The following is a 22462-nucleotide window of genomic DNA, read 5'->3' on the forward strand; positions in this document are numbered from 1 at the left end:
GTATGTGATGACCCATGTAATCGGCGCAGCCCGTATCGGCGAATCGATACCGCGGTGCACCCATCCGGGTCTGTCTGTTGCGTCGATGAAAGCAGATTCTAACGAAAGCGGGCGGGTTGGGGAGATTTCGGTCGCGACGTGACGGTATCCTGACGGCTTTCCATCAATCGACACAAAAATTTCGAGCCATCGCCATGAATCGTCTCGTTCGCTGTTTGCCGCTGTTCGCCGTCGCCGCCGTCTCCGTCGTTCACGCTTCCAGCGATCAGCCTTGCAGCGACGATACCGTTGCCGCAGTCGCCCGCTGGGCCGGCGTCGCGAATGCGTCGATCGCCGCGGGCGGAACGAACGGGCGCGTCGTCGCGTCCGCGTGCAAGGTCATGCCGAATGCGCCCGGCACGACGATCGCCGCCGCCGCGTTCGACGCGCTTCCGAAGCGCGGGAACCCGGACGACGGCGACAAGCTGCAGGTCGTCGCGCTCGTCGAGGGCGGCAAGGTCGTAGCAGCCGAGCGCACGGTCGTGCAGGAAGACGCGGCCACACAGATCGGCGAGAACAGCTATCGCATCGACACCGCACCGTACCGGCTGTCGCCCGATGTGCGTGCGTTCGGCGTCGTGTTCACGAGCAGCGCGCCCGGCGCGAGTTGCCCCGATGCCGCCGCCGAAGAAGAACTGACGCTGTGGGTCCGCGAAGGCAATCGGATCCGTCCGGTGTTCGGCACCAATCTCCACGGCTGGGTTGCCGTCGAGGGCGAAGCCTGCGGCCCCGGCGTCGGCGACGCGAGCAGCGAAAACGCCTACATGACGATCGCCGTCGAGAAGACATCGAGCCACGGCTTCGCGGACCTGTCGATCACCGCGCGCATCGAGAAAAGCCGGCGCAAGAACGGCGATTATTCGACAGACGGCAAGCGCACCGCGCGCACGGTCGTGCACTACGACGGCAAGTCGTACGGCATCGACATGTTCCGCAACTTCTGGTATTCGCCCGCTGCGATGCAGCGCTTCCAGTAAGACTTCGTCGAACCCGCCGCCTACTCCACCACCTTCGCCCCGATCGCATCGGCCGGCATGGGCATCCGCGACGCATCGTCCCGAACGCGGCGCGCCTCGCGCGCGGCGAAGCGGTCCTTCAGCAGCAGGCACGGCTTCTCGACGACGAAGTAGCTGGCGGCCGCCGCGATGAGCGCCCACACGATCCCGAGCGGAAACGCATGCGCGACCGGCAGGTCCGGATTCGCGAACGGCTGCTGCCACAGATAAAGGCTGAACGAAATCGTGCCGACGAACACGACCGGGCCGGCCCGCAGCCACCGTGCACACCAGAAGTCGCTGCGGAAGTTCAGCACGACGATCACGATCGCGATCAGCGCAGCTTCGAGCGTGACGCCGTAGGTCGCGTTCCAGAAGCCGCCGAACCGATGCTCGGCCGCGGGCATCCCCAGCAGCACGACGAACACCAGCGCGGTCGCGATCCGCGACTCGCCGCGCCACGAGCGAATCCACGCTTCGAGCCGCGCCTGGTTGAGCGCCGCATAGCAGCCGATCAGGATCGGATCGATGCCGGTGTGCAGCATCATCCCCAACTGCCCGCGCAGTGACGGCGCCGCGAAATAGGTCGCCGCGCGCACCAGCGGCACGAGCAGGATCAGCGCGGCCAGCCAGCGCGTGTCGCGACGGCGCGCACCGAACACGAACAGCAGCGGCCAGAACCAGTAGAACTGCTCTTCGAGCGCGAGCGACCAGAAGTGGCCGAGATACCAGGCGCCGTCCGGATGCAGCGCGTTGTCGCCGGTCAACCCGAACCACGCCGAGTAGTTCCACAGATGCAGCGCCGCATACAGCCACTGACGGCGATCGACGTCGAGCCATCCGGCGACGGCCAGCACCGCGACGGTCGCGAGATACGCGTAGCAGGCCGGCCAGATCCGCAGCGCGCGGCGCACGTAGAACGACGTCAGCGCGATGCCGCCGGTGCGCGCCAGCTCGGCGCGCAGCACGTTGGTGATCAGGAAGCCGCTGAGGACGAAGAAGATCAGCACGCCGAGCCGGCCGTCGGCAATCAGCCGCAGCGGCGCGAACCAGCCGCGATAGCCGCCCGGCAGCACATGTTCGGCATGGCCGACGACGACCATCGTCACCGCGACGGCGCGCAACCCGGTCAGCTGCTTGACGCGAGGGTTCATCGACTGGTTCCCGTTGGCACGGCAAGTGGGCAATGGGCGTCCGGACCGCCGCGATCGGCGGCCCGAAACGTCGCCGCGATTTTGTCTGAAAAATATCGAGACGAAATTCCGTCAAAAATCTCCCGACGCTGCCGCCCACCACGGCCGGCGACGGTCTGCACGACGAATCGGCATAATGACGGGCGTGGCCCGCCGCGGCCGGCCGATGCGCCCGCAACGAACCTGTGCGGCACCGCAGCATCGTCTGCGGACCGCTGCCGCCCTCTCCCGATCACGCCATCCTCATTCGGAGCCTGCCTCGTGTATCCACCGATCGAACCTTACGCCCACGGCCATCTCGACACCGGCGACGGCCATCGCATCTACTGGGAACGTTGCGGCAATCCGGCCGGCAAGCCGGCCGTGTTCCTGCACGGCGGCCCCGGCGCGGGCTGCAGCCCCGAGCACCGCCGGCTGTTCGATCCGCAGCGCTACGACATCCTGTTGTTCGACCAGCGCGGCTGCGGGCGCTCGACGCCGCATGCAAGCCTCGACAACAACACCACGTGGCACCTGGTCGCCGACATCGAGCGCCTGCGCGAAATGGTCGGCGCCGAGCAATGGCTGGTGTTCGGCGGCTCGTGGGGCAGCGCGCTCGCGCTCGCGTATGCGGAGACGCATCCGCAGCGCGTGAGCGCGCTGATCGTGCGCGGCATCTTCACGATGCGTCGCGACGAACTGCTGTGGTACTACCAGGAAGGCGCGTCGTGGCTGTTCCCCGATCTGTGGGAGGCATTTCTCGCGCCGATTCCGGAGGCCGAGCGCGGCGACCTGATGGCCGCCTACCACCGACGGCTGACGGGCGACGACGAAGCCGTGAAGCTCGAAGCCGCGCGCGCCTGGAGTGTCTGGGAAGGCCGCACGATCACGCTGCTGCCCGATCCCGAGCTGGCCGCGCACTTCGCGGACGGGCACTACGCGCTCGCGTTCGCGCGCATCGAAAACCATTACTTCGTGAATCGCGGCTTCGTCGACGAAGGCCAGTTGCTGCGCGACGCACATCGCCTCGCCGGCATTCCCGGCGCGATCGTGCAGGGCCGCTACGATGTCGCGACGCCGGCGCGCACCGCGTGGGACCTGTCGAAGGCGTGGCCCCAAGCGACCTTCGAGATCGTGCCCGACGCCGGACATGCCTACAACGAACCGGGCATCCTGAAGGCCTTGCTCGCCGCGACGGACCGCTTTGCCGGCTAGATTCGCCGCACGGCGACGTCGGGCCGCGCGGCGGCGCAACCGCGATTACGCGCGATCGCCGCTCCGGTAAGATGAGCGCGTTCCCGCCACGGTGGCGGGAATCCGGGACCGCTCGCAACGACGACGGCCCACGAACAAAAAACAATAGAGGGCCGAGAGATATGTCTGGCAATTCCGCCGCAGACTTCGCCGTCTGGCGGGCGATCCTGTCCGTTGCGCGCCATGCGCCGTCGCCGCACAACGTGCAGCCGTGGCGCGTGCAGCTGATTTCCGCCGATCGCGCGGAACTGTTCGTCGACGGGGCGCGCACGCTGCCGAAAGAAGACTCGACCGGTGCGTTCCTGTTGTCCGCGATGGGCATGTTCATCGAGGCGATCGCGCTGCTCGCGGCGCCGCACGGTTTGCGCGTCGAATCGCAGCTCCATCGCCCGGTCGACGCGTTCGCCGAGATGCTGTCGCGCCCCACGCCGCCCGGCCTGATTCCGTTCGCTTCGTTGCGGCTCGTGCCGGCTGCCGCCGACGCGCCGCGCGACGATCCGTCCGAACTGATGATGGCACGCCGCACGTCGCGGCTGTCGATGGACCCGACGCCGGTGCCGGAGGCGGCGGTCGCAAAGCTCGCGGCGCTGGCCGACGAATGGGGGCATCGCTACACGCACCTGTCGGGCGCGGAGCGCATCGAGCCGATCATTGCGACCAACATCGACGCCGTGTTCCACGACATGAACGTCGCGCACTATCACGACGAAATCACCGCGTGGTTCCGTTACAGCGAGCGCGCGACGCGCCGCCATCGCGACGGCCTCGACTGGCGCTGCATGAACCTGTCGCGCGGCGAGTTCTGGCTGTCTGCGCATCTGTCGAAAATCCTGCTGTTCGCGCCGACGCGCTTCTATTTCAAGCGCCGGTATCGCCGGCAACTGGGTCACGTGCCCGCGATCGGCGTGCTGAGCGGCGACTTCTTCAACCCCGCGAACGCGATCGACTCGGGCCGTTTCCTGCTGCGCTTCTGGCTCGCGCTGACGAGCCTGGGGCTGTACCTGCATCCGTACGGCAACCTCGTCACGAACCCCGATGCGGCCGCATGGTTCAGCGCGCAGACGCAGATCGACCGCGCATGGCTGGTCTTCAAGATCGGCTACTCGCGCACGCCGCCGCAAAGCCAGCGCCGCACGCTCGCCGACATCCTCGTCGACACCCCGTCCCTCTCCCCGATGCCCGCATGAACACGCTCTATCGTCTCTGTCTCGACGCCGTCCTGTGGACGCTGTGGTTCCTTCGCCGACTGATCAGCCTCGACGGACGCCTGTACGTATTCCTCAACGCGCCGGTATTCCAGCCGTTCCTCGCCCACGTCGGCCGCATGCGCGCCCGCATGGCCTTCCTGAAGGCGAGCGCGGTATGCCCGGCGTACATCGCATTCCTCGAGGCCGAGGGCTACGACGCGCGCGGCAAATGGCGGCTGTCGGACGTGCCGGTGATGACCAAGGAAAACTACATCAAGCGCTACTCGATCGAGCAGCGCTGCTACGGCGGCGCGATTCCGAAGTCGGGCGTCGTCATCGACGAATCGTCGGGATCGACCGGCCAGCCCAACAACTGGGTGCGCAGCGCGGCCGAGCGCAGCGACGTCAAGCGCATCCTGCAGCTGAACTATCAGCTCGTGTTTCGCGACTCCGGCAAGATCCTGCTGAACTGCTTCGCGCTCGGGCCGTGGGCCACCGGCATGAACGTATCGATGTCGCTCGTCGATGTCGGCATCATGAAGTCGATCGGGCCGGACCGGCTCAAGCTGATCAACACGCTGAAGCTGTTCGGGCCGAAATATCAATACCTGATCTTCGGCTACCCGCCGTTCATCCGTTCGGTGGTCGACGAATGCGATATCGACCTGAGCGCGTATCACATCGATTTCATCGTCGGCGGCGAAGGGCTGTCGGAAGCGCTGCGCGATCATCTGCTGCGCAAGGCGAACACGGTGATTTCGTCGTACGGCGCGTCGGACCTCGAAATCAACATCGGCGTCGAAACGCCGACGACGATTGGCCTGCGCCGCCTGCTGTCGGGTCGCCCCGAGCTGTGCCGCGAACTGTTCGGCCGCGATACGCCGCCGATGATCTTCCAGTACAACGCGCTCGACTACGTGATCGAGACGAATGCCGACGGCGAACTGCTCGTCACCATCGGCCGGCAGTCCGGCGCGGCGCCGAAGATCCGCTACAACATTCGCGATTCCGGCGGCACCTATGCGTTCCGCGCGCTGAACGAACGCCTGTCGAAACACGGGCTGCGGCTGACCGACTTTGCGCCGCGGACCAGCTATTTCCCGTTCCTGTTCGTGTATGGCCGCAACGATTCGAGCGTGCCTTTCTACGGCTCGAAGGTGTTCCCGTCCGACATCGAGCAGATCCTGTCCGCATCGCCCGCGCTGCACGAGGCCTTCAGCACGTTCCAGCTCGCGACGAGCGAGGACGCTCAGCTGACGAGCTTCCTGCATGTCCACCTCGAACGTGCATCGGGCGACGCGCGCATGCCGTTCGACGATGCACGGCTGCATGCCGAGCTGTTCGACGGCCTGAAGCGCGTGAATCAGGATTTTCGCGAGGTGTCGAGGCTGTTCGATCCGGCGCAGCTGGTCGTGCATCTGCACGACCACGATACGGGCCCGTTCCGCGGGCGCGACATCCGCATCAAGAACAGGTACATCGCGTGACGCGGCGGTGCGCGGCGCGCATCACAGCGCAGCTTCGACGATCGTGCGGCCGCGAATCGCGCGCTCGACGAGCTGCTCGTCGCCCACTTTGCGGATCGCATCGTCGAGTAGCCCTTCCGGCTCTTCCGTCGCCACCTTCAGCAAGCCGGACAGCCCGCGCGCGTCGAGCACGACCAGCGTCTCCATCGAATCCGCGCGGCTGACGAGCACGCGGCGCAGCGCCGGCCCCGCGCCGAAACTCGCGCACAGCGCGATCGTTTCGTTGTCGAGCGTGTAGTCGAAATGCTTGATCATGATTGCCGCCGTAGCAAGGAAATGACGAGGCGCGGCGCCGGACCGCGGTCCGGTCCGTTCGCCTGCCTCATCATGCTAGGCCCGCAGTATTAACGAAGACTTAAACGGCGAATGCTGACGGCCACGCCGCATTACGCGGCGTCGAGCGGCTCGACCGTCACGCCGACCTTCAGTTCCTGGTCCGCGCCGCCGCCGCGAATCACGCCGCGCAGCGGCGTCACATCCGCATAGTCGCGGCCGATCGACAGCATCACGTAGTCGTCGCCCGGCGCGCGGTCGTTGGTCGGATCGAGCTGCAGCCAGCCGCCGTCCTCGGGCCACGCGGGATCGTAGACCTCGACCCATGCATGCGACGCATCCGCGCCGATCAGCCGCGGCTGCCCGGGCGGCGGCTGCGTAAGCAGATAGCCGCTCACGTAGCGCGCGGCGAGCCCGAGCGAGCGCAGCGCACCGATCATCACGTGCGCGAAATCCTGGCAGACGCCCTGGCGCAGGCGCAGCGCATCGAGCGCCGTCGTCGTGATGTCGGTGCTGTTCGGCGTATACGCGAAATCGGCGTGAATCCGTCGCATCAGGTCCCATGCGGCCTGCACGAGCGGCCGCTGCGGCGTGAAGCTGGCCGCCGCGTACGCGGCGAGCTCGGGATCGCACGCGACGTGCGGCGACGTAAACACGAATTCGCTCGCGGCGTCGTACGGCTGCCCCGCGCGAAACCGGAGCCGGTCGCGCACGGCTTCCCACGCGGTCGCGCGGGCGGCGTCGGGCCGCGCGATCGCCGGCGGCGGCGCGCCGCGCGCGCCGAGCGACCATGCGGGCGGCGTCACGCGCACCGTGCTGCGGCTGCGCACGAGCAGCGCGTCGTGCGGCTGGTTCAGCGCGAACGAGGCGCGCGCATTGCCGAACGCGTCGAGCTCGGTGCCGACCGATGCCGGCGCGGGCTCGATGTCGAGCGCGAACGACAGCACCTGCTGGCGCGGCGTCGCGAGCGGCTGCAGGCGCGCCTGGTGCTGCGCCGATTCGACGCGTGCCGCGTACCGGTATTCGGTATCGTGCGTGACGCGCAGCAACCGGCCCGGCGCAGCGGACGGCGATGCGGCAATTGATGCGGCCGATGCGGCTGATCCGGTTGATGCAGCGCCCGACCGGCCGTCGCCGGCGCCGGGCGGCGTCTTCGCTGCGGCTTTCGTCGTCACCATAGCGTCCTGCCCGCCTCGCGCACGTGGCTGAAATAGCGTTCGCCGATCCGGTTCGACAGTTCCCACACCGCCTTCGCGGTCGTGTCGAGCGCGGTCAGCAGCTTGTCGTGCCGGCCGTCCTCGCCGCTCTCGCACAGCTCGTGCAGCGACCAGGACGGCACGTCCGGAATCGTCTCGGCGAGCTCGGACAGCGCATAGCCTTCGCTGCGCTCGACCTTCGTCAGCCGGCCGCGCAGCGCCTGCACGACCCAGCCGAGCGAGCGCGGGTTGTCGGTATCGAGCACCACGAGCGACAGCAGCGGCGCGACGTCGAAGCCGCGCTGGAACCGCGAGCGGAACGTGATCGTGCTGTCGAACAGTTCGAGCACGAGCTCGAAGCCGTCCTGCCGGTGCACGGCGCCCTCCTCGAACGCGAACTTCAGCACGCTGCACAGAAAATCCATCCGGTCGATCTGCCGGCCGATCGACAACAGCCGCCAGCCGTCGTCGCGCGTCATGTTGTCGGTCTGTGCGCCGGTGATCGCGCCGAGCAGCAGGCCGAGGCGCTCCAGCAGCTGCAGCGCCTCGTTGCCGATCTGCTCCTCGGCTTCCGGATGATCGGCGCTGTCCGCGAACAACTGCGTCGCGTCGTCGATCAGCCGCCACTGCTCGGTCGACAGCCGCTCGCGGATCGCCGCGGCGGCCGCGCGCATCCCGAACAGGCACGATGCAATTCCCGACGTGCGGTCGGCGCCGCGCGTCAGCGACGTCGCGAGCGCGTGCTGGAACGCGCGCGGCGCATCGACGGCGTTCGGCGCGTCGGCGGCGAGCAGCCCGGTGTCGCGGCACAGCACGTCGATCAGCTCCAGATGCGCGGGGCTGTCGACGTCGTCCTCGCCGCGCAGCCGTTCGAGCGCGGCGCGCGCCAGCCGCATCAGGTTGGTCGCGCGCTCGGTGTAGCGGCCGAGCCAGAACAGGTTCTCCGCCGCGCGGCTCGCGATCGCGCGCGGCGGTCCGACGAGATCGTCGGGGCCGAGATGGGTCTGCAGCAGCGTCGTCGAATCGACGATGCCTTCGGTCATCACCCAGGTGTCGACGGTGCTGCCGCCGCGCGGCATCGGCGCATTGAACAGCGCGTCGCGCGTGCCGACCCGCGACAGCCCGCCCGGCAGCAGGCGCCAACGCTGCGGGCCGTCGGCGAGTGCAAACACGCGCAGCAGCAGCGGCTTCGGCACGATGCGTGCGCCGGCGTCGCCGTCCGGCGACTCGCGCCCCGGCCAGGTCGGCGCCTGCGACAGCGGCAGGTCGGCCTGCACCGTGTAGTGCTCCGGCCGCGCGAGAATCCGCGCCCGCCATTCGGCGAGCTGCGCCGGCGCGAGCCGCGAGCCGATCACCGGCTCGAACGGGCCGCCGTCCTGCACCTCGGGCGGATACGCGGCCTTCACGATGCCGCGCGCGAGCTGCGGCAGCGCGTCGTCGCATGCGGCGGCCTCGCCGCACCACCACGAGTGCACGGCCGGCAGCGTCAGCGTTTCGCCGAGCAGGCTCTCCGCGAGGCGCGGCATGAAGCCGAGCACGCCCGGCGATTCGAGGAAACCCGAGCCCGGCGCGTTCGCGAGCAGCACGTTGCCGGCGCGCACGGCCTGCAGCAGCCCAGGCACGCCGAGCAGCGAATCGGGGCGCAGTTCGAGCGGATCGAGCCACGCGTCGTCGACGCGCCGCAGGATCCCGTGCACCGGTTCGAGCCCGCGCAGCGTCTTCAGGAACACGTGGTTGTCGCGCGCGGTCAGGTCGCCGCCCTCGACGAGCGTGAGGCCAAGGTAGCGCGCCAGATACGCGTGCTCGAAATAGGTCGCGCTGTGCGGCCCGGGCGTCAGCAGCACGATCCGCGAATTCCGGCGGGTCGGGCTGAGCGCCTGCAGGCTCTCCAGCAGCGCACGGTACGCGGACGCGAGCCGCTGCACGCGCAGCCCGCGAAAGCCGCGCGGGAACAGCCGCGACACGATCAGCCGGTTTTCCAGCAGATAGCCGAGCCCGGCCGCGCCCTGCGTGTGCTGCGCGACGATCCGCCACTGCCCGTCGGGGCCGCGCGCCAGGTCGAAGGCGATCACGTGCAGCCAGGTGTCGCCCGGCACGCGCGCGCCGCGCATCGCGCGCAGGTAGCCGGGATGCCCGGTGACGAGCGCGGGCGGCAGCAGCCCGCGCTGCAGGATCGTCTGCGGCCCGTACAGGTCGACCATCGTCGCGTTGAGCAGCCGCGCGCGCTGCAGCACGCCGCGCTCGATCGCGACCCAGTCCTCGGGCGTGACGATCAGCGGCAGCAGGTCGAGCGACCACGGGCCGACCGCGCCGTCGCCGGCGCGCTGTTCGTGCAGCTGGTAGAACAGGCCGTTGTCGCGCATGCGCCGGTGCAGCGCGTCCGCGCGGCGGTCGAGATCGGCGACGCCGTCGCTGCCGATCGACGTGAAGAAGCTGCGCCACGCAGGCGCGAGCGCGGGGGCGCGCAGGCCGGCGGCGCTGCCGCGCAGTTCGTCGTAGCGGCCGGCAGCCGCCGGCGCGGCGAGCGCGGCGGCCAGCTCGGCCGCGTCCGGCTGCGCGCCGGTATCGAAGAGCGTGGGCATCGCGTCGGTATCGGCGAGATCGTCGGGGTGAAGGGGCGGCACGATGGCGTTCCGTCGTCAGAAGGCAATCGCCCGCGCGCGCGGCTGCACCGGCAGCCCGCCGCCGCGCATGCGGGCGATCTGCCGGCATCCTAGCACTCCGGCGAGGCAGCCACCGACCGGCAGGCGGAAAGGTCGAACGCCGCGCATCGCGATCGCGCCCGTCAACCGGGTCGCCGCAGGTCGAGCGTGAACGGAAATTCGCGGCTCGGCGCGGCCGCCGCGACCTCCATCCGTCCCGGCGTGTGCCCCATCGCGACGAAGCGCGCGAGCCGGCGGCTCTCGGCCTCGTACGCATTCACCGGGAAGGTCGCGTAGTTGCGCCCGCCCGGGTGCGCGACGTGATACCGGCAACCGCCCAACGAGCGCGCGAGCCACGTATCGACGACGTCGAAGGTCAGCGGCGCATGCACGCCGATCGTCGGATGCAGCGCGGACGGCGGCGACCACGCCTTGTAGCGCACGCCCGCGACGTATTCGCCGACGGTGCCGGTCGGCTGCAGCGGCAGCGCGCGGCCGTTGACGGTTACGACGTGCCGGTTGTCGTTCAGGCCGCTCACGCGCACCTCGAGCCTTTCCACCGACGAATCGACGTAGCGCACCGTGCCGCCGACCGCCCCCTCCTCGCCCATCACGTGCCACGGCTCCAGCGCGCCGCGCAGCGTCAGCGCCATCCCGTTCACCGCGATCTGCCCGAACAGCGGGAAACGGAATTCGAAGTGCGGCGCGAACCACGCGGGATCGAAGCTAAAACCGGCGTCGCGCAGCTCGGCCAGCACGTCGTCGAAATCCATCTTCAGGAAGGTCGGCAGCATGAAGCGGTCGTGCAGCGCGGTGCCCCAGCGCGTGAGCGGCGTCGTGTACGGCGCGTGCCAGAAGCGTGCGACCAGCGCCCGCAGCAGCAGTTGCTGCACGACGCTCATCCGCGCATGCGGCGGCATCTCGAACGCGCGCAGTTCGAGCAGGCCGAGCCGGCCGGTCGCCGAGTCGGGCGAATACAGCTTGTCGATGCAGAACTCGCTGCGGTGCGTATTGCCGGTCACGTCGATCAGCAGGTTGCGCAGCACGCGATCGACAAGCCAGGGCGGCATGTCCTGCCCGTACAGCAGCTTGTTGCGCTGGATCTCAGCGAACGCGATGTCGAGTTCGTACAGCTGGTCGTTGCGCGCCTCGTCGACGCGCGGCGCCTGGCTGGTCGGCCCGATGAACAGCCCCGAGAACAGGTACGACAGCGACGGATGGTTGTGCCAGTACGCGATCAGGCTCGCGAGCAGGTCCGGGCGGCGCAGGAACGGGCTGTCGGCGGGCGTCGCGCCGCCGAGCACGAAGTGGTTGCCGCCGCCGGTGCCGACGTGACGGCCGTCCACCATGAACTTCTCGCTGCACAGCCGCGACTGCCAGGCGGCGTCGTAGAGGAATTCGGTCTGCTCGACGAGCTCGTCGAAGCTCGATGCCGGATGGATGTTCACCTCGATCACGCCGGGATCGGGCGTCACCTGCAGCACCTTCAACCGCGCGTCGCGCGGCGGCGGATAGCCTTCGAGCACAAGCTTCACGTCGAGCGCGTGCGCGGTCAGCTCGATCGCGCCGAGCAGTTCGAGATAGTCGTCGAGCGCGGCGAGCGGCGGCATGAACAGGTACAGCACGCCGTTGCGGGCCTCGACGCACAGCGCGGTGCGCGTGATCCATGCGGCCGACTCGAAGCGCTCGGGCCGGCGCCCGGCCTCCTCCGTGGCATGCCGCCCGCCCCCGCCGGCGGCGCCATCGTCGCGCCACTGCATCACGGTCTGCGGCGCCGCCTCGCGATGCACGCCGGTCAGATAGCGCGGCGCGTCGGCCGCGCCGGCGTAGCGCGCGCGGAACGCGGCCGCATCGGGCAGCGCGTCGCGCGGCGCGAACGGATCGCGTTCGACCAGATACGGATAGTCGCCGCGCGCGACCCACGGCAGCGAATCGAGCGGCAGTCGATAGCCCATCGGCGAATCGCCGGGTACGAGGTACATGCGCTCGTCGCGGAAGAACCACGGGCCGGTCTGCCAGCGCGCGCCGTCGAGCGCGGGTCGAGCGGCGCCCGGGCCGTCCTCGACACGCTTGATCGGCAGCACGTAGCCGACCACGCTGTCGAGCCGCTGCTCGAACACCTTGCGCAGCCGCGCGCGTTCGAGCTCGTCGTCGAGGCGCGAGTCGAACGGATCGACGTTGACCGGCAGCCGGCGCTCGCGCCACAGGTAGTACCACACGTCCTCGTAGCCGGGCCGGATGAATTCGTCGGTCAGGTTCAGGCGCGCGGCCAGCGCGTCGATGAAGCGCTTCGCGTCGTCGGTCGTATGGGCGGACGGCTCGCGCTCGTCCGCGAACAGCGACGGATCGTTCCATGCGGGCTGGCCGTCCGCGCGCCAGAAGATCGACAGCGCCCAGCGCGGCAGCTGCTCGCCCGGATACCACTTGCCCTGCCCGAAATGCAGGAAGCCGCCGTCGCCGTATTCGGCGCGCAGGCGCTGCACGAGTTCGGTCGCGTAGCCGCGCTTGGTCGGGCCGAGCGCATCGGTGTTCCACTCCGCGCCGTCGCGATCGTCGATCGACACGAAGGTCGGCTCGCCGCCCTGCGTGAGACGCACGTCGCCGGCCGCCAGCGCGCGATCGACCTGCGTGCCGAGCGCGCGCACGGTGTCCCACTGCGCATCGGTATACGGCTTCGTCACGCGCGGCGATTCGTACACGCGCGTGACCGTCATCTCGTGCTCGAACGCGACCTCGCATTCGTCGATCAGCCCTTCGACGGGCGCCGCGCTGGTCGGCTGCGGCGTGCATGCGAGCGGGATATGCCCTTCGCCGGCCAGCAGGCCCGAGGTCGGATCGAAGCCGATCCAGCCCGCGCCGGGCAGGTAGACCTCGCACCACGCGTGCAGGTCGGTGAAATCGACCGACGTGCCGCTCGGGCCGTCGAGCGACTTCACGTCGGGCGTCAGCTGGATCAGGTAGCCCGACACGAAGCGCGCGGCGATGCCCAGATGCCGGCACAGCTGCACGAGCAGCCAGCCGCTGTCGCGGCACGATCCCGACGCGAGTTCGAGCGTCTGCGCAGGCGCCTGCACGCCGGGCTCCATCCGCACCAGATAGCGGATGTCGCGCTGCAGCTGCTGGTTCAGCGCGACCAGGAAATCCACGGTGCCGGCCGGCGTGCGGTCCACGCCGTCGAGATACGCGCGAAACGCGGGCGACTCGCTCGTCGCCGGATCGCAGGCGAGATACGGCGCAAGCTCGGTCTTCAGCGCATCGTCGTACTGGAACGGATACCGTTCGGCGCTGCTTTCCAGAAAGAAGTCGAACGGGTTGTACACCGACATTTCGGCGACGAGGTCGACCGTGATCTCGAAGTGCCGCGTGCGCTCCGGAAACACCAGGCGCGCGAGATAGTTCGAGAACGGATCCTGCTGCCAGTTGACGAAATGCTGCGCAGGCTCGACCGTCATCGAATACGCGACGATCGGCGTGCGGCAGTGCGGCGCGGGGCGCAGCCGCACGATCTGCGGGCCAAGGCCGACGAGCCGGTCGTAGCGGTAGCGGGTGGTGTGATGCAGCGCGACGTGAATGGGCATGGGAGAGCCGCTCGGTTCGGGTTGGGCCGGCCGCGCGTGCCGCGTCGTCGGGACGAACGCGGCGGCGCGGCGAATTCGGCGAAGGGGCGCGTCAGACCAATTCGGGCGACTGCACGACGCTGATCTCGACGCCGGCCGCACTGGCGCCGAGCCCCGTCACGGGCTGCGCGTCGCGGTAGTCGAGGCCGACCGCGATGCGCACGTAGCGCTCGTCCGGGCAGCGGTTCATGAACGGATCGAAGCCGACCCAGCCGAGCCCTTCGACGTAGGCCTCGGCCCACGCGTGACCGGCCGGCTGCTGCGCCAGCGCGGCGGCCTGCGGCTGCGCGCCGAGTGCGGCCAGCGGCAGCCCCTGCGACTGCGACTGCACCGCATGCGACGCGCCGAGCACCTGCTGCATGCCGTCGCCGATCTGCAGCGCGAGCGCCGCCTCTTCGTCGTCGCCCGCCTGCTGCTTCGCGTCGGCGATGCGCTGCATCGCGCTGTCGGCCAGCACGTAGCCCGACACGTAGCGCGACGGAATCTTCAGCACGCGCGCGGCCGCGATGAACGCGTGCGCATGGTCACGGCTGGTGCCCTCGCCGCTTTGCAGCGCGGTTTCCGCATCGACGGGCATCTCGGCCGCGGTGTGCGGTGCATATGCGATGCGGCCGTGCACTTCCGTCATCAGCCAGTGCAGCGCGTCGAGGCTGCGCGGCGGGATCGGCAGCGCGTCGGCCAGCGCGCGCACGGTGTCGCCCGCTTTCGTGAGCGCCGTCTCGCGCTCGAAGATCCACGGCGGCGCATAGCCTTCGGGATGACCGACGATGCCCGCGCGATCCTGCGTCTCGACGACGCCGGCCGCGACCACGACGATGTCGGCCTTCGCGCCGCGCTCGTGACGCACCAGGTCGATCCGGTTGCCGAAGCCGTCGGCATACGACAGCGCCGGCTCGACGCCGTCGATCGTGACCTGCCATGCGCGCACCGTCTGCCCGGGGCCCGATTGCGGGCGCAGCCGCAGGCGCTGCAGTGCATGGGTCGCTTGCTCGTCGAACTGGTAACGCGAGATGTGTCGGATGGCGAGTCGCATGGCGGGCCTCAGTCGAAGTTGTATGCCTGGGCGATTTCGAGCCCCAGGCTGTTGTTGCGGCCGATGAAGTCGGTCAGGAATTCGTGCAGGCCGCTCTTGAAGATCCGCTCGACCGTGTTGTCGGACAGCATCTGCAGGATCTTCGCGGCCGTGTCGTGACACGGATGTGTCACGCCGTAATCCTTCGCGAGCAGGTTCAGGCTCGACACGACGCGCCCGTAGCAATAACGCAGCGAACGCGGCATGCGGCCGTTCAGGATCAGGTAGTCGGCGATGTTCAGCGGCTTGTACTGCACGTCGTACACCCAGCGGTACGAACGGTGCGCGGCCACGCAGCGCAGGATCGTCTCCCACTGGTAGTTGTCGAGGATGGTGCCGACGTGCGACACCGACGGCAGCAGCAGGTGGTATTTGACGTCGATGATGCGCGCGGTATTGTCGGCGCGCTCGACGAATGCGCCGATCTGCGCGAAATCGAAGATCTCGTTGCGCAGCATGGTGCTGTAGAAGCTGCCGAGGATCAGCGCGGTCTCGCGCTTCACCTGGTCGAGCACCGCCGGCAGTTCGCCCTCCGGCACCGGCTGTGCGAGCGCGCGCCGCAGCGCGAGCCATGCGCCGTTCACGCTCTCCCACGCCTCGCGCGTCAGCGCCGTGCGCACCATTCGCGCGTTCGAGCGCGCGGCCTCGATGCACGACAGCACGCTCGACGGATTGTCGAGATCGCGCAGCAGGTAGTCGGTCACGGTGTCGGCCGCGTAGGCGTCGTACTTTTGCCGGTAGCCGTCGTCGGCGCCCGAGCTGACCAGCACCGACGACCATTCGGCCGGCGCGTCGGCCGTGCGCGTCAGCGCCATGCGCAGCCCGGCGTCGACGATGCGCGCGATGTTTTCCGCGCGTTCGATATAGCGGTACATCCAGTAGAGACCGCTCGCAGTGCGTCCCAGAAGCATCTCGTGTCCACTCCGTGTTGGTTCGGTTCGCGCGCCGCGAACGGCGCGCGCGGTCGCCTCCGGCTCAGTCGGCCAGCACCCAGGTATCCTTGGTGCCGCCGCCCTGGCTCGAGTTGACGACGAGCGATCCCTCCTTCAGCGCGACGCGCGTGAGCCCGCCCGGCGTGATGCGGATCCGGTCCGACACCAGCACGAACGGCCGCAGGTCGACGTGGCGCGGCGCGAGGCCGGCTTCGGTCAGGATCGGCGTCGTGGACAACGCCAGCGTGGGTTGCGCGATGTAGTTCGCGGGACGCGCGCGCAGCTTCGCGGCGAACGCGTCGATCTCGGCCTTCGACGCGCACGGCCCGACCAGCATTCCGTAGCCGCCCGAGCCGTGCACTTCCTTCACGACGAGTTCGTCGAGATGGTCGAGCACGTACTTCAGGCTGTCGGCGTCGCCGCAGCGCCAGGTCGGCACGTTCTCGAGCAGCGCCTTGCGGCCCGTGTAGAACTCGACGATCTCCGGCATGTACGAATAGATCGCCTTGTCGTCGGCGATGCCGGTGCCGGGCGCGTTCGCGATCGTGATGTTGCCCGCGCGGTACACGTCCATGATCCCGGCGACGCCGAGCACCGAATCGGCGCGGAACGTGAGCGGATCGAGGAACGCATCGTCGACGCGGCGATACAGCACGTCGATCGGCCGGAAGCCTTCGGTCGTGCGCATCGCGACACGGCCGTCGATCACCTGCAGGTCGCTGCCTTCGACGAGATGCACGCCCATCTGGTCGGCGAGGAACGAATGCTCGTAGTACGCGGAATTGTGGATGCCGGGCGTCAGCACCGCGACGGTCGGGTTGTCCGCGTTGCCGCCCGGCGGGCAGACGGCCGCGAGCGACTGGCGCAGCATCTGCGGATAGGTTTCGACCGGGCGCACCTTCACCTGCTGGAACAGCTCGGGGAAGAGCTGCATCATCGTCTCGCGGTTTTCCAGCATGTACGACACGCCGGACGGCGTGCGCGCGTTGTCCTCGAGCACGTAGAACTCGTTCTCGCCGGTGCGCACGATGTCGACGCCGATGATGTGCGTATAGACGTTGCCCGGCGGGCGGAAGTCGATCATCTCCGGGATGAACGCGTCGTTGTGCGCGATCAGGTGTTTCGGCACGATCCCCGCGCGCACGATTTCCTGGCGGTGGTAGATGTCGTCGAGGAACGCGTTGAGCGCCATCACGCGCTGCTCGATGCCGAGCGACAAGCGGCTCCATTCGGCGCCGGAGATGATGCGCGGCACGATGTCGAACGGGATCAGCCGCTCGGCGGCCTGGGCGTCGCCGTACACGGCGAACGTGATGCCCGTCCTGCGGAACACGCCTTCCGCGTCGTGGGCCTTCTGGGCGAGGCTCGCGGGATTCTGCGTATCGAGCCACTGTTTGAGACGCGCATAAGGCGCCCTCACACTCTCGCCGGATTGCAACATTTCATCGAATGGCTTCATCGATCTTTTCTCCATCGATCGTTTTCCCCGGCATTGCGCATGCCGGACCGGCGTAACGACTGCCAAGCAAGTAGCGTGCCTTTCGAGTCCTCCGTCCCGGGCCGTGGCGGGCCCGTCACATCGCACCACGACGGTGCAGCGCGCGACGCCGATCGCGGCATCGATGCCCCGCGATCGCGCACGGCCGTTGCTACGCCGCGCTCGTCGAGCATAGTTCTCCCGCGTGTCATGAATATGCAATCTGCACTGCACCAAATCCGCGCCGCGCCGTCGCTGCGAGAAGCCGTCCGGCGCACTGCGCATTGCGCGGAGGGCTTTGCTCCGCGCGGGTGGCAGACGGTCGGTGCGGGGGTGCCACTTCGAGACGCGCCGGTTCGATGCGCGGGGCATGGCGAAAGAGACAGGCGTCGCCGGGCCGCGCATCGGGTGGTTGGCGGGAAGCGGCGTCGCTCCGCGCAGGTTCGCAGCCGAACACGAGACCGTTGATCGACATCCTGAACCGGCCGCGCATTGCGGCGAACGACAGCGTCGACCCGATGCAACCGGCAGTGCCCGGCACACGCTTCTCACGCTGCGATGCGACTGGCAGCCGATGAGCGCATCGTTCTCGCGTTAACCCCACCATGCGACGAAATGCGGGTTAGTCCGGGTTGCCGGATCAACGCGGTCGGCTCGCTGCAATACGCGTCCGTTGCCCTCGTGAAGATGTGCCCGTTTCGTCATACGCCGAGGCTCCCGACACCTCTGTTCGCATGCGCTTCGCACTCGCTCCGCACCCGCGATCGATATCATCGGGCAGACAAACGTTTGCGAGTCCGAATCGTACTTATTACTGGTTTCGCCTCGACCCCGAATAATCTTTCTCTTTTGCAAAAGCGAAATACCCTGTTACACAACAAAATAAAAGTTTCCAATTACTTGTAACCGACATATCCGCTCAAAACGTCGCACCCTCTTTTTTAAATCGGCCCGACTGCACCCCGCATCCTATAATTGCCTGCGAGCACAGAGGCAAAAAATTCATTTCCTCAGTCGTTATTTTCGGCATGAACGTCGATACCACTGGCGTCAAGTATGACGTACAGGGTCATCGCTACCGGATCGCGCGCTCCGAAACCGGAAATAACGCCTTTCTTCAGCGGTAATAACAAACAACAGACTTTTCAGAATCCTATTTAAATAGGATCTTTTGTGGCGTGCCATTCGTGCCACACGCGGTTGTTTGTTCAAAACCCATCGTGTATCAATAGCGTGTCTCGAAGAAACACGACGGCAAATTCCGGCTCGGAATAAATATTGCGAATGACTCCATTTTGGACGGAGGTTGGAATGTCATCTTCGTTTCAAACACAGGCTCGCCCGTTTTTAAGCATCGCCCTGTTCGCGCTGTGCGCGAATGTGGTTGCACAGACCTCGGTGCAGGCGCCCGCGTCCGATCCGAACGCAGGCCGCTACGTGATCTCGTACGTCTGCGGAGACGCACAGATCGACGGCACGGCGCCGCTGCCCCCCGACGGCCGTCCGTACAACCTCGGCGTGTCGTTTGCGTCGGCCAAGACCGGCCAGCCGATTGCGAACGTGCAGGTGCGCCTGCGGCGCCACGGCCGCGTGCTCGTCGAATTCAACGCGACCGGCTCGCGCTGCCTGTTCAGCGTCCCCGAGGCGAGCTACCGGATCGAAGGCACCTATCAGGGCGCCGAGCAGTTCGCGATCGTCGAAACCGGTGCACTGACCACCCAGCTGCGATGGTGAGCTCCCGCTGAAGCCGCGCGTCGGCCTGCCCGACCGCATCACCCACCGCAAGTCCATCGAAGCGAGGAACCTTGAATGACTCGTGCTGAACGACCTGACGACAACCCCATGCGCCAGCCGAAGCCCTCATGGGGTCCAGGAAAGAATGCGGCACTCAGCTTCGTCGCATTTGCCGCGATCTTCGGCGTCTTCGCGTATGTCGAGCGAGACGCGGGTGTCGGCCATGGCGACGTGACGCACGACCTGTCCAAACTGATCGGCACCACCGTCGGGAAATACCGCAACGCGATCGTGACGGCCGCCGCCGGCGCGTCCGGCACGATCGGCACCGCCAGACACGGCGAAGCGCCGGCAACGGTCGCGCAAACCGCGCCAGCTTCGTCCGCTGTGTCGCCGCCGTCCTCCATATCGTCGTACGCATCGTCGACGGCGACCGCGGGCGCGCCGCCCGCCACGCTCGCGGCCGAGGCGCCGGCCCCGTATCACGCCGCCACGAAGCACGCGCGCGCATCGCATGCGCGGCCGCTGACGACGGCCGCCAACACGCATTCCACACCGACCGGCGGCCGCCCGCATGTGCGTCCGGACGACACGCATCGCACCTCGCGTCCCGCCGCGTTCGCAAGCGCCAGAAAGCCTCCGGACCTCACACCGAGGCCGCAGCCGTTCAACTACGACACGCCGCACATGCAGACGGCCAGCGTCACCCACGAGGAACTGGAAGGCGCCCGGGCACTGGCGAAGGCACGCTGGTGCGCGCAGATCAGCGAATGGGGCTGTGTCGAACAGAACGCGAGCCGGGCGCTCGCCATCGACCCGAAGAACAGCGAATCGCGTGCGCTGCTGGGACAGGCGATCCGCAATCGCCTGTAACGCGCGCTGGCGGGACGGGCTCGTTGCCCGAACGAGCGCCGATCGGCGGCAGGCATCGTCGGGCGTGCACCGAGGTGACCGTTTTTAACCGAGGTGATCGTTTCACCAAGTGAGGACACACCGTGGCTAACAATCGTGAACAACAATGCACCACCGTCGCTCCGCCGACCCGGCGGATCCTCCTGCATGCGCCGATCGTCTTGCTGCTCGTCGCATCGGGCTCCTGCTTCGCCGCCGACGGCGACACCGAATCGGGCGGTGCGCGCGAGATCGCCGGAACGCCGGACGCCAAGCCTTCGGACGCGCCGAACGCGGGCGCGCCGACCCAGCTTGCCGCGCTCTCCGACACCCAGCCGCCGAATGCCCCGACGCTGATTGCCCAGGCGGCGGGCGCCGCGACGCCCGCCGCTCCGTCGGCGCCGCCTCCGACGATGCCCGCGATGCCCGCGCCCGGCGCCACGATGCCGGGCACGCCGCCGTCGACGACGCCGATGCCCGCCTCGCCGCCGTCGGGCGCGCAGCAGCCCGAAGCGCAAACCCCGAACGCGCAGGCGCCGAACCTGCGCACCGCCGATCGCGAGACCATCCGCAACGACGTGTTCGGCCTCGCCGCGAGCGGCGGCGCGGTCAAGGCGCTCGACGAAGCGAAAGCGCGCCCCGACGCGTTCTCGCCCGTCGATCTTGCGCAGCTGGAGGAACTGTCGATTCGCCAGCAGGTGCGCGGCGGGCGCGACAAGTCGCGCTCGATGACGAGCGCCGATCGCTTCGACGGCCTCGACAGCGCGCTGCACGCGGCCGACGACCTCGACCGGCGCATGCCGGCCGCGCCCGAGTATTCGGCGGTCCGGACCTCGCTCGCCGGCGACCGGACGGTCGCCTACGCCGCACGCGGCGACATGAACAAGGCCGTCGCGACCTTCGAAACGATTCCGCCCGATGCGGAGATCTCGGTCGACGCGCTGGCGGCCGTCGGCGACGCCTATCTGTATCTGAGCGAACCGGGCAAAGCCAGCGCCGTCTATCAGCGCGCGCTGGCGCAGGCCACCGCGTCGCCGACCGACCATGCGACGCGCGGCTTCCAGTACGGCGCGCGCACGCGCCCGATCGAGCTGCGCGAAGGCCTGTTCTGGTCGTATATCGACCAGGGCCGCGCGAACGACGCCGGCAAGGTGCTTGAGGAAATGGGCAAGTCGCTGCCGGAAGCCGGCCAGGTGAACACCTGGGGCCCGGCGCACGACGACTACCTGCGCTACTACCGGCTGCGCGCGCAGTACCTGATCAACACCGGCCATGTCGACGAAGGGATCGCCGCGCTGGAAGAACTCGAGAAGCAGGTGCCGTTCAATGCCGAGGTGCGGGCCGCCCACGCCGACGCGGTCTCGGGCCAGTCACATCCGCGCCAGGCGATCGCGATGTACCGCGCGTCGCTGACCGATCACCCCGACAGCGTGGAGATGCTCGCCGGGCTCGGTCGCGCGGCGCTCGCGGCGGACGACTACGCGACCGCGCGCAGCGTCGACACGACCGTCGACAACACCTTTCCGGACAGCGGCGCAGTGCGCCAGTTCAAGCGCGACTACAACGCGTACCGCAGCCCCGTGTTCACGACCGACCTCAGCTACGAACACGGCAACAGCGCCTTGGCCGACAACGCATTCACGTCGGACAGCTACGTGTTCTCGCAACCGTTCGGCGACAACTGGCGGGTCTTTTCGCACACGTTCTACGGCTACGCGCAAACCGACAGCGGCAACCTCAGTCGGACGCGCACCGGCGTCGGCGGCGACTACCGGCACGGGCCGCTGACGATCCAGGGCGAGGTCACGCGCTCGTTCGGCTCGGACGGACGCACCGGCGGCCGCGGCTCGATCGCGTATGCGCTCAACGACTACTGGACGGTGACCGGCTCGCTCGACTCCAACACCAATTCGCTGCCGTGGAAAGCCTATGCCGCGCACGTCTGGGGCCGCAGCGCGAACGTCGAGGTCGTGTACCGCCAGAACGACCGGCGCGAGGTCAGGCTGAGCTACGGCGTCAGCCGCTACAGCGATTCGAACCTGCATCAGGAGATTGCCGCGACCGCCACGCAGCGTGTGTATACGTCCGCGAACCAGCAGGTCAACGTATCGCTGGATCTCGGCACCGACAGCAACACGCGCAACGACGTGGCCTATTTCAGCCCGAGCCGCGACTACGCGGTCGCCGCCACCGTGATGCACCAGCTGACGATGTGGAAGAAGGGCGACATGTCGCTGCAGCAGCGCGTCTCGGTGTCCGGCGGCGCATACAACGAGCGCGGCTTCGGCACCAGCGCGCTGTGGAGCGCGCGACTCGAGCACGCGTGGACCTTCAAGCACGACATCACGCTGAGCTACGGCGTCGAAGTCAGCAGTCACGCGTACGACGGCCAGCGCGAACGCTCCGAAACCGGCTTCATGTCGGTCAACCTGCCGTTCTAGCAACAGGGAGTCTA

General features: G+C 68.2%; 15 protein-coding genes. 7 read left to right on the forward strand and 8 right to left on the reverse strand.

Annotation, left to right across the window (positions count from 1 at the left end; translation table 11 throughout):
• Window positions 1–194: 194 nt before the first annotated feature.
• Window positions 195–1016, forward strand: coding sequence for a hypothetical protein (locus tag WS57_RS07835; protein ID WP_009688165.1), 822 nt, complete (start codon window positions 195–197; stop codon window positions 1014–1016).
• Between the two features lie 20 nt (window positions 1017–1036).
• Here the strand turns inward: WS57_RS07835 and WS57_RS07840 are convergent, their stop codons facing one another.
• Window positions 1037–2188, reverse strand: coding sequence for an acyltransferase family protein (locus WS57_RS07840; protein WP_069243998.1), 1152 nt, complete (start codon window positions 2186–2188; stop codon window positions 1037–1039).
• Window positions 2189–2488: 300 nt separating this feature from the next.
• Here WS57_RS07840 and pip point away from each other — a divergent pair, with 300 nt between their 5' ends.
• The 3 genes from pip (at window position 2489) to WS57_RS37955 (ending at window position 6134) form a co-directional block, all read left to right on the forward strand.
• Window positions 2489–3421, forward strand: a complete 933-nt coding sequence (pip, locus tag WS57_RS07845; protein WP_009688167.1) for a prolyl aminopeptidase — start codon at window positions 2489–2491, stop codon at window positions 3419–3421.
• Window positions 3422–3582: 161 nt separating this feature from the next.
• Window positions 3583–4647 (forward strand): hypothetical protein, encoded by a 1065-nt coding sequence (locus WS57_RS07850; protein ID WP_069243999.1) that lies wholly within the window; start codon window positions 3583–3585, stop codon window positions 4645–4647.
• Entirely contained in the window at window positions 4644–6134 is a 1491-nt protein-coding gene (locus tag WS57_RS37955) for a phenylacetate--CoA ligase family protein (protein ID WP_069244000.1), read from the forward strand. The genes WS57_RS07850 and WS57_RS37955 overlap by 4 nt, the downstream gene beginning before the upstream one ends.
• Before the next feature lie 21 nt (window positions 6135–6155).
• Here WS57_RS37955 and WS57_RS07860 read toward each other — a convergent pair whose 3' ends face one another.
• The 7 genes from WS57_RS07860 to WS57_RS07890 form a co-directional block, all read right to left on the reverse strand.
• Entirely contained in the window at window positions 6156–6428 is a 273-nt protein-coding gene (locus WS57_RS07860) for a hypothetical protein (RefSeq protein WP_009688170.1), read from the reverse strand.
• A 131-nt stretch (window positions 6429–6559) separates the two neighbouring features.
• Complete coding sequence (locus WS57_RS07865; RefSeq protein ID WP_059514282.1) at window positions 6560–7624, reverse strand: transglutaminase family protein; 1065 nt, start codon at window positions 7622–7624, stop codon at window positions 6560–6562.
• On the reverse strand, window positions 7618–10224 hold the full coding sequence (locus tag WS57_RS07870; RefSeq protein ID WP_059514324.1) for a circularly permuted type 2 ATP-grasp protein: 2607 nt from the start codon (window positions 10222–10224) through the stop codon (window positions 7618–7620). Before WS57_RS07870 ends, WS57_RS07865 begins: the two co-directional genes overlap by 7 nt.
• A 203-nt stretch (window positions 10225–10427) precedes the next feature.
• Window positions 10428–13862, reverse strand: a complete 3435-nt coding sequence (locus tag WS57_RS07875; RefSeq protein WP_069244001.1) for a DUF2126 domain-containing protein — start codon at window positions 13860–13862, stop codon at window positions 10428–10430.
• 91 nt (window positions 13863–13953) lie between these two features.
• The gene (locus WS57_RS07880; protein WP_069244002.1) at window positions 13954–14934 is read right to left on the reverse strand and encodes a transglutaminase family protein; all 981 of its coding nucleotides are present in this window, start codon (window positions 14932–14934) and stop codon (window positions 13954–13956) included.
• Window positions 14935–14942: 8 nt separating this feature from the next.
• A complete protein-coding gene (locus WS57_RS07885) occupies window positions 14943–15884 on the reverse strand; it encodes an alpha-E domain-containing protein (protein WP_009693235.1) in 942 nt (313 codons plus the stop codon).
• A gap of 64 nt (window positions 15885–15948) precedes the next feature.
• On the reverse strand, window positions 15949–17364 hold the full coding sequence (locus WS57_RS07890; RefSeq protein WP_040129576.1) for a circularly permuted type 2 ATP-grasp protein: 1416 nt from the start codon (window positions 17362–17364) through the stop codon (window positions 15949–15951).
• Between the two features lie 1329 nt (window positions 17365–18693).
• Here WS57_RS07890 and WS57_RS07895 point away from each other — a divergent pair.
• From WS57_RS07895 to pgaA, 3 genes are all read left to right on the forward strand, one after another.
• On the forward strand, window positions 18694–19116 hold the full coding sequence (locus WS57_RS07895) for a hypothetical protein (RefSeq protein WP_040129577.1): 423 nt from the start codon (window positions 18694–18696) through the stop codon (window positions 19114–19116).
• 75 nt (window positions 19117–19191) lie between these two features.
• Window positions 19192–19989, forward strand: coding sequence for a hypothetical protein (locus WS57_RS07900; RefSeq protein ID WP_069244003.1), 798 nt, complete (start codon window positions 19192–19194; stop codon window positions 19987–19989).
• 122 nt (window positions 19990–20111) lie between these two features.
• Window positions 20112–22448, forward strand: coding sequence for a poly-beta-1,6 N-acetyl-D-glucosamine export porin PgaA (gene pgaA, locus WS57_RS07905; protein WP_069244004.1), 2337 nt, complete (start codon window positions 20112–20114; stop codon window positions 22446–22448).
• Window positions 22449–22462 lie beyond the last annotated feature (14 nt).

Origin of the sequence: Burkholderia pseudomultivorans, assembly GCF_001718415.1 — a bacterium.
GTDB lineage: Bacteria > Pseudomonadota > Gammaproteobacteria > Burkholderiales > Burkholderiaceae > Burkholderia > Burkholderia pseudomultivorans_A.